7 protein-coding genes and 1 pseudogene are annotated in these 7822 nt (G+C 70.2%); 4 read left to right on the top strand and 4 right to left on the bottom strand.

Annotation, left to right across the window (positions count from 1 at the left end):
• Positions 1-142: pseudogene (locus ABDW35_RS26995) on the top strand (aldo/keto reductase); the annotation flags it as partial.
• 121 nt (positions 143-263) lie between these two features.
• Here the strand turns inward: ABDW35_RS26995 and ABDW35_RS26990 are convergent.
• From ABDW35_RS26990 to ABDW35_RS26975, 4 genes are read right to left on the bottom strand one after another with little or no spacing between them, the layout of a single operon-like run.
• Positions 264-1766, bottom strand: coding sequence for an FGGY family carbohydrate kinase (locus tag ABDW35_RS26990; protein WP_343716949.1), 1503 nt, complete (start codon positions 1764-1766; stop codon positions 264-266).
• Positions 1767-1786: 20 nt separating this feature from the next.
• Positions 1787-2773 (bottom strand): ABC transporter permease, encoded by a 987-nt coding sequence (locus ABDW35_RS26985; protein WP_343716948.1) that lies wholly within the window; start codon positions 2771-2773, stop codon positions 1787-1789.
• A gap of 3 nt (positions 2774-2776) precedes the next feature.
• Positions 2777-4282, bottom strand: coding sequence for a sugar ABC transporter ATP-binding protein (locus ABDW35_RS26980; protein ID WP_343716947.1), 1506 nt, complete (start codon positions 4280-4282; stop codon positions 2777-2779).
• Positions 4283-4336: 54 nt separating this feature from the next.
• Positions 4337-5302: a substrate-binding domain-containing protein gene (locus ABDW35_RS26975; RefSeq protein WP_343716946.1), complete on the bottom strand. Its 966-nt coding sequence runs from the start codon at positions 5300-5302 to the stop codon at positions 4337-4339.
• 165 nt (positions 5303-5467) lie between these two features.
• Between ABDW35_RS26975 and ABDW35_RS26970 the strand changes: the two genes are divergently transcribed.
• The 3 genes from ABDW35_RS26970 to ABDW35_RS26960 all read left to right on the top strand — a co-directional run.
• Positions 5468-6091 carry a glucose-6-phosphate isomerase gene (locus tag ABDW35_RS26970; RefSeq protein WP_343716945.1) on the top strand — a complete coding sequence of 208 codons (624 nt, stop codon included), beginning with the start codon at positions 5468-5470 and terminating at the stop codon, positions 6089-6091.
• Positions 6092-6094: 3 nt separating this feature from the next.
• Complete coding sequence (locus tag ABDW35_RS26965; protein ID WP_343716944.1) at positions 6095-7042, top strand: hypothetical protein; 948 nt, start codon at positions 6095-6097, stop codon at positions 7040-7042.
• Positions 7043-7051: 9 nt separating this feature from the next.
• A partial coding sequence (locus ABDW35_RS26960) for an SIS domain-containing protein (protein WP_343716943.1) occupies positions 7052-7822 on the top strand: 771 nt, incomplete at its 3' end.

Below are 7822 nucleotides of genomic sequence, written 5' to 3'. Positions count from 1 at the left end.
CGATGCCCGCGCCGCAGTCAACCAGGCGATCTTCGACTTCGCGCTCTCGGCCGAGGAGATGGCCGCGATCCACGCCCTGGCCCGCCCCGACGGCCGCCTGGTCAGCCCGGAGGGCCTGGCGCCGGAGTGGGATGCGGTTTGAGTTTCCCATACCGTCATTGCGAGCGCAGCGAAGCAATCCATCGATCCGCAAGAGCGGAGGCATGGATTGCTTCGTCGGCTTCGCCTCCTCGCAATGACGGTGAGGGATATGTTCTGACGCGCTACCCCGTAATCCCGTCCAAATCGTCATACAGCGCCTGGCTGTGGTGGTAGAGCCGGTCGAAGACCGGCTGCATTCGGGCATAGCGCTCGGCCCAGGCGGGGTCGGGCGAGATCTCGGCGCCGTAGCGCACGAAGGCCCCGGCCGCGTCCTGCACCGTGCCGAACCGGCCGCTGGCGGCGGCGACCATGGCGGCGCAGCCGACCACGCCGCACTCCGCCTCCTCCGGCACCAGGATCGGCAGGCCGGTGGCGCTGGCCTTGATCTTCAGCCACAGCTCGGTCTTGGCGCCGCCGCCCGACGCGATCAGCCGGTCCAGCGGCCGGCCCGACGCCGCCTCCATCACCCGGATGTGGCGGGTGACGGCGAAGGCCACGCCCTCCAGCGCCGCCCGGTGCAGCTCGGCCAGGCCGTGGCCGGCGCCGAGGCCGAAGAACTGGGCCCGGGCGTTGCGATGGGCGCCCAGCCGCTCGCCCACCAGATAGGGCAGGAAGAACAGGCCGCCGGCGCCCGGCGCGGCCTCGGCCGCCTTGGCGACGATCTCTGAATAGCCCAGCGTGCCCTCATGGAAGGCGCGGCGGGCCCAGCGCATGGCGTCGCCGCCGCTCTCCAGCAGCACGAAGGGTCCCCAGCCGCCCTCGATCGTGGCGACGTTGCAGATCTCGGGATCGAGCAGCGGCGCCTCGGTGATCAGGGTGATGATCGAGGAGGTGCCGGTGACGTCGGAGACCAGCCCCGGCCGGCAGGCGCCGGAGCCCAGGAGAGCCGTCGGATAGTCGGCGCCGCCGACCAGCACCGGCGTGCCCTTGAGCAGCCCGGTCTCCGCGGCCGCCTCTGCGGTGACGCCGCCCAGGATCTCCAGCGGCGAGCGCAGCCGCGGCAGCTTGGAGCCGTCCAGGCCCAGGAGCGCGATCATGGCCGGCGACCAGTCGCGCGTCGCCGGGTTCATCAGGAAGCTGCAGGACCCTTCCGTCGCCTCCATGGCGATCTCGCCGGTCAGGCGGAAATTGACATAGTCCTTCGGCATCATCACGGCCGCCGTCCGGCGCCAAGCCTCGGGGTCGTGGTCGCGGATCCAGGCCAGCTTGAAGCCGGGCCAGGCCGGCGTCGGCGGGTTACCGCTCTCGGCCAGGTAGCTGTCCGGCGCATGGTCGCGCTCGAACGCCGTGACCAGGTCGAGGGTGCGCTTGTCGTTCCACAAGGGGACGGTGTCGCGGGTCAGGGCGCCGCTGTCGTCGACCAGCACCGTGCCGTGCATCTGACCGCAGGCGCAGATTGCGGCGATGCGGGAACGGGCGCCCTCGACCTCGTCCAGCACCATGCGCACCGACTGCACGACCCCGGCCCACCAATCGGCCGGCCGCTGCTCCGACCAGCCGAATTGCGGCACGATCTGCTCGTGCTCCTTCGCGGCGATGGCCAGGATCCGGCCGCCGCCGTCGACCAGCGCCGCCCGCGCGCTGCCGGTGCCGACATCGATCGAAAGGGCGAGGTCGCGGGTCATCTTGGCTCCGTGCGGCAGGCCTAATGCCGGCGCAGCCAGCGCGTGCCGTGCTGCAGCAGCACGGCGATCACGATGATCGCGCCCATCAGGACCTGCTGATGATAGCCCGGGACATTGGCCAGGTTCATGATGTTGCCGATCACCCCCATCACCATGGCGCCCAGCAGCGTGTTGACCGCGCCGCCGCGCCCGCCCATCAGGCTGGCGCCGCCGATCACCACCGCGGCGATCACCGCCAGCTCGGCCCCGACGCCGACCTGGGCCGAGCCGACCCCCGCCCGGGCGGTGGAGATGATGCCGGCCAGGGCGGCCAGCGCGCCGGAGATGACATAGACGGCGCAGACATAGCGCGGCACCGCGATGCCGGACAGGCGCACCGCCTCTTCATTCGAGCCGATGGCCCGGACGATGCGGCCGAATTTGGTGAAGCCCAGCACCACCCCGCCGACGATGAAGACGGCGAACATCAGGATCACCGGCTGCGGCACGCCGAACAAGAAGCCGGCGCCGAAATCGGTGAAGGCCTGGCCGCTGTCGCCCAGCAGGATCGGCTGGCCGTTGGAGATGATCAGCGACAGGCCGCGCGCCGCGGTCATCATCGCCAGGGTCATGACGAAGGCCGGCAGCCGCAGATAGGCGACGAGGATGCCGGTGACCAGGCCGCAGCCGGCGCCGGCCAGCACCACCAGCGCGGTCGAGGCCTCGGGCGGCCAGGTGGCGACCAGATAGGCCGACAGCACGCTGCCCAGCGCCGAGACCGACCCGACCGACAGATCGATGCCGCGGGTCAGGATCACCAGCAGCATGCCGACCGCCATGATCCCGGTGCTGGAGATCTGGCGCAGCACGTTCATGATGTTCCGCTCGGTCAGGAAGGCGGGCGACATCAGATGGGCGCCGACGATCAGCAGCACGAAGATGCAGAAGGTGCCGTAGCGGTGGAACAGCTCGCCGATATCGGTGCGGCTGCGCGGCGTGTCCGGCGTTGCGGCTACAGTCGTGGTCATGCGTCAGCCCGCCATCCTCAGCTCGCCGTCGCGGCGGGTCATCGCCAGCGACAGCAGGTTTTCCTCGCTGTAACGCTCCGGCGGCAGCTCGCCGCGGATCTCGCCTTCGCCCATCACCAGCACCCGGTCGCACAGGCCGAACAGCTCCTGGTGCTCGGAGGAGATCACGATCACCGCCTTGCCCTCGGCGGCCATGCGCTCGATCAGCGCGTAGATCTCGGCCTTGGCGCCGACATCGACGCCGCGCGTCGGCTCGTCGAGGATGATGACCTCGCCGCCGACATGGAACCACTTGGCCAGCGCCACCTTCTGCTGGTTGCCGCCCGACAGGCTGGACACCGGCGCCTCGATGCCGGCGGCTTTGACCCGCAGGCTGCCGGCGAGGTCGCCGACCAGGCGCTTCTCGGCGCCGCGGCGGATGAAGCCCAGCGGGTTCACCACCGGCTTCAGCCGCGCCATGGTGGCGTTGACCCGGATCGACAGGCCCAGGATCACGCCCTGGCCCTTGCGGTCCTCCGGCACCAGCCCGATGCCGGCGGCCACCGCGTCGAGCGGGGAGCGGATGGCGACCTTGCGGCCGTTGCGGAAGATGTCGCCGCCGTCGCGCCGGTCGGCGCCGAAGATCAGCCGCGCCGTCTCGGTGCGGCCGGACCCGACCAGCCCGCCCAGCCCCAGGATCTCGCCGGCCCGCACCGCGAAGCTGACGCCGCGCACCCTTGTGCCGGCGCGCAGGCTCTGGATCCGCAGCGCCTCCGCCCCGGGCTTGCGCCGGGACTTGTCGGCGAACATGGCGGAGAGCGGGCGGCCGACCATCATGCGGATGACGTCGTCGATCCCGGCCTCCTGCGGCGTCACGGTGCCGACGGTGCGGCCGTCCTTCATCACCGTCATCCGGTCGGCGATGCGGAACACCTCCTCCAGCCGGTGCGAGATGTAGACGATGCCGACGCCGGCGCCGCGCAGATCGGCGATGATCTGGTGCAGCCGCTCGGCGTCGCGGGCCGACAGCACCGCCGTCGGCTCGTCGAAGACGATGACGCGGACATCGCGCGACAGCGCCTTGGCGATCTCCACCACCTGCTGGTGGGCCACGGCCAGGTCGCCGACCAAGCGGCGCGGGTCGATGTCGAAGCCCAGCCGGTCGATCAGGGCGCGGGCGCGGCGGTTCAGGCCGCGCCAGCCGATCACCCGCGGCAGTTCGCGCATGAAGATGTTCTCGGCCACCGACAGATCGGGCGCCAGCGCCAGCTCCTGATGGATCACGGCGATGCCGCGCTCCAGCGCCTCGCGCGGACCGCCGAACACGACCGGCCGGCCCTCGATCCGGATTTCGCCGGCATCGGCTCGCATCTCGCCGCCCAGCACCCGCATCAGCGTCGACTTGCCGGCGCCGTTCTCGCCCAGCAGGGCGTGCACCTCGCCGGGCCGCACCGTGAAGTCGACCCCGGCCAGGGCCCGGACGCCGCCGAAGGATTTGGCGATGCCGCGCAGATCCACCAGATCGGTCATGACGCTCCTTGCCGTGAAGGGGCAGGGCGGCGGGGCGACCGCCGCCCACCCGGATCAGAACACCGCGTCCGGCCGGTAGTACTTGCCGACATTGTCCTTGGTGATGGCGGCGGGCGTGGTCAGGTCGACGCGCGGGAAATCGGCGGGCAGCGACCCGTCCAGCGCCTTCATGCCGACATCGACCGCGGTGCGCGCGATCAGGTCCGGGTCGTTCAGCCCGGTGGCGCCGTACTGCCCTTCCTGGATCAACTGGAGCGCCTCCTTCTGCCCGTCGGCGGCGGCCAGCAGCAGCACGTCCTTCGTCTTGCCCGCGGCCTCCAACGCCTTGCGGGCGCCCAACACCATCGAATCGTTCTCGCCGAGCACGACATTGATGTCGGGATGGGCCACCAGCAGGTCCTCCATCGCCTTCAGCCCGCCCTCATGCGTCCAGCCGCCCCAGCCCTGGCCGACCACGGCGAAGCTGACCTTGCCGCCATTGACCAGTTGGCCCTCGACCAGGCCGCGGAACACGCCCAGCCGGCGCTCCTGCCCGACGACATTGCCTTTCTCGCCGGACAGCAGGGCGATCTTGAGGTCCTTGCCGGCGGTCGACTGCGCCAGCCACTGGCCGACCTGGAAGCCGTTCTGGTCGTTCGAGGACTGGATCAGGGTGATGTACTTGGCCTTGAGGTCGACTGTGCTGTCGATCGCGATCACCTTCACCCCCGCCGCGGCTGCGGCGTTGATGGCGGGGACCAGCCCCTGCGGGTCGGCGGCGTTGATGATCAGCAGGTTGACGCCCTTGGACACCATGTCCTCGACGTCGCCGATCTGCTTGCCCATGTCGTTCTGGGCGTCGGCCGTGGCCACCTGGCAGCCGGCCTTGGCGGCCTGGTCCTTGGCCGCGGCCTCCTGCGCGGCGAAATAGGGCGCGTTCAGCGTCTTCATCGAGATGCCGATCATGCAGTCCGCCGCCTGGGCGCTGCCGATCAGGAGGGCGGTCGTCGCCAGGCACCCCGTCAACGCGGTCTTGAACATCCGGATCCTCCCCTGATGACGGGCCTGTTCCGACCCGGTTTGGTAGTTAAAGTACCTAATCGCCGGACGGTCAATTCGATTCTGTTGAGATCGGCGCTTGAAACGGCGCCAGAACTGGCTCATTCATCCTGGCTACGTAGTAGCGCTACGAAATCGGAGCGAACCATGCAGCTGCGCGAGCCGGGGCGATGCGTCATCGGCGTGACCGATGGGAGCCTCTCGGGGGCGACCGGGCGCTACGTCAAGCGCCTCTCCGACCTCTCCGGCCTTTACGGCGACGCGGCGGCCTTCGTGGCGGCGGTGGCGGGAGGCGGCGACCGGGTCGTCTACGAGGTGCAGGACTACCGGCCCTCCGCCGCGGCCGGAGACCTGATCTTCGGCGTCACCCGCATGGTGCCGGGCCGCATCGGGCGGGAATACTTCCTGACCCGTGGCCACATCCATGCCAGGGCCGACCGGCCGGAGATCTACACCGGCGAGGCCGGGCGCGGCCTGATGCTGATGGAATCGCCGGCGGGCGAGATCCGCATCGTCGAGATCACGCCGCGCACCATCTGCTACGTGCCGCCCTGGTGGATCCACCGCTCGGTCAATGTCGGGGACGGCGAGCTGGTGATGAGCTTCTGCTACCCGGCCGATGCCGGGCAGGATTACGGCATCATCGAGCAGGCCGGCGGCATGCGGCAGCGCATCCTCGACGACGGGGCCGGCGGCTGGGTCGCGGTCGACAACCCGGACTACCGGCCGCGGCCGCAGGCGCGGATCGACGCTCTGTTCGCGGGAGCCTGAACCATGGCCGCCTATCAGCCCGCCAGCCAGCCGACGCTGTATTTCATCGGCGTCACCACCGGCAAAAGCTCGATCATGAAGGTGTTCCCGGCCTGGGCCCGTGCGCTCGGCCTGGACGACGCCGTGATCCGCGGCATCGACTTCCCGCTGCATGCCGACCCGGCGGCCTATCGCGCGGCCGTGGCCTTCCTGCGCGACGATCCGCTGTCGCTCGGCGCCCTGGTCACCACCCACAAGATCGACCTGTTCCACGCCTGCGGCGACCAGTTCGACGAGATCGACCCGCATGCTGCACTGATGGGCGAGACCAGCTGCATCTCCAAGGCCGGCGGCCGGCTGGTCTGCCACGCCAAGGACCCGATCTCGTCGGGCCTCGCCTTCGACGCCTTCGTGCCGGACGGCCATTTCGCCCACACCGGGGCGGAGCTGTTCTCGATAGGCGCCGGCGGCTCCACCATCGCCCTGACCTGGCACGCGATGCGGGCCCGACGCGACCGGCCGTCGCGGATCGTCGTCTCGAACCGCAGCAGGGCGCGGCTCGACGAGATCCGCCGCATCCATGGCGAGATGGGGGCCGATCTGCTGGTCGACTACGTGCTGGCTCCGGCGCCGGCCGACAACGATTCGGTGCTGGCCGGACTCAAGCCGGGCTCGGTGGTGGTCAATGCCACCGGCCTGGGCAAGGACGCGCCGGGATCGCCGCTGACCGATGCCGGGCGGTTCCCGAAAGAAGGGCTGGCCTGGGACCTGAACTATCGCGGCGACCTGGTGTTCCTGGACCAGGCCCGGCGGCAGCAGGCGGCGCAGGGCCTGACCATCGAGGATGGCTGGACCTATTTCATTCATGGCTGGACCCAGGTGATCGCCGAGGTCTTCCGCATCCCGATCCCGACCGCAGGCCCGCGCTTCGACGACCTGTCCCGCATCGCCGCCGAGGCCGCGAAGGGGTAGGCTGCGGCCATGGACACGACCGACCGCCCCGCCACGGCCAACATCCTCGAGGTGGTGCGCACGCTGCGGCCCGAGCTGCGCAAGTCGGACCGCAAGGTCGCCGACGCGGTGCTGGCCGATCCGGCGCGCGTGCTCAAGGCGACGGTGGCGGAGATGGCGCTTCTGGCCGAGGTCAGCCAGCCGACGGTGATCCGCTTCTGCGTCGCCATCGGCTGCGCCGGCTACCAGGAGTTCCGGCTGCGCCTGGCGCACAGCCTGGCGCTGGGCCTGCCGGCGACCCATTCCGTGCTGCACGACACCGACACCCCGGCCACGGTGGTCGACAAGATCTTCGACTACACCCTGTCCAGCCTGGACTGGGCGCGGAACCATCTCGACAAGGCGGCGATCGAGGCGGCGGTGGCGATCCTGGAGAAGGCCCGGTCGATCGCCTTCTTCGGCTTCGGCGCCTCCGGCATCGTCGCCCGGGACGCGCAGCAGAAATTCCCGCTGTTCGGCGTGCCGTGCTCGGCCGAGCTCGATTCCCATCAGCAGATCATGGCGGCGTCGATGATGCAGCCGGGCGATGTGGCGGTGGTGATCTCCAACACCGGCCGCACCCGCTCGATCATCGAGGTGGCACGGACCGCGCGCGAGAACGGCGCCAAGGTGATCTGCCTGACCGGCACGGATTCGCCGCTGGTACCCTACAGCGACGTGGCGTTGGTGGCCGAGACGCTGGAGAACACCAGCGTCTACACCCCGACCATCTCGCGCATCGCCGCGCTGGTGGTGATCGAC

Origin of the sequence: Inquilinus sp. (genome assembly GCF_039594555.1) — a bacterium.
Taxonomy (GTDB): domain Bacteria; phylum Pseudomonadota; class Alphaproteobacteria; order DSM-16000; family Inquilinaceae; genus Inquilinus.
Note: the sequence above shows the minus strand (reverse complement) of the source record. Positions and strands in the feature narration are given on the sequence as shown.